This window comes from Candidatus Thermoplasmatota archaeon (genome assembly GCA_029907305.1).
Lineage (GTDB): Archaea > Thermoplasmatota > E2 > DHVEG-1 > DHVEG-1 > JARYMC01.
The window spans coordinates 1-627 of the sequence record JARYMC010000138.1; the positions used below are offsets into that span (position 1 = coordinate 1).

Below are 627 nucleotides of genomic sequence, written 5' to 3' on the forward strand. Positions count from 1 at the left end.
TTTAGGCTGTTGAAAAATTAAATTAACCCTCCTACATTTCATTTTGTTTGGGTGCACAAAATGAAAAACAATAGGAGGGTTAGTCTAAGAAAGATTATATCAAATATAAATCTTTCAGAAGCTGAAGTAATACCAAAAAAAATATTACAAACACAAACCTGGTAAACCAGGTAGACCACCACTACCACCCCATAGGGATGTTCCTATCATTCATAATAATGATCCTAAGAATGGAATCCTACAGGGATTATCATGCATTTTTGAAAAAAGATAGTTTCTGGAGAAGAACACCAGGTTTTAAACAAACACCAGATATAAGCAGTTTCACACATTTCCTAAACAGGATAGGAACAGATACTTTTGAAGAATTATTTCAAGTAGTTGTTCAGCAACTACTTGACCACGGTTTTCTAAACCTTCATACAATAGCTCAAGATGGAAGTATCCTCGAAGCAAACCTAGGTGACAAAGAAGCAGGTTGGGGATGGAATCATATCCAGGAAAAACATGTCTATGGATACAAAATACATACAATTGTTGACACAAAAACCGAACTGCCTATAACTTTCAGTGTCACTAAAGCAAATGTTCACGACTCAACACAATTCAATAGGCTTTACCAGGAAA

The 627-nt window shown here is 35.1% G+C and carries 1 protein-coding gene; it reads left to right on the forward strand.

Going from position 1 to position 627, the window contains the following annotated elements; genetic code table 11:
• Window positions 1-230 precede the first annotated feature (230 nt).
• The coding region (locus tag QHH19_07340; protein ID MDH7518132.1) for a transposase at window positions 231-627 on the forward strand (397 nt) is incomplete at its 3' end.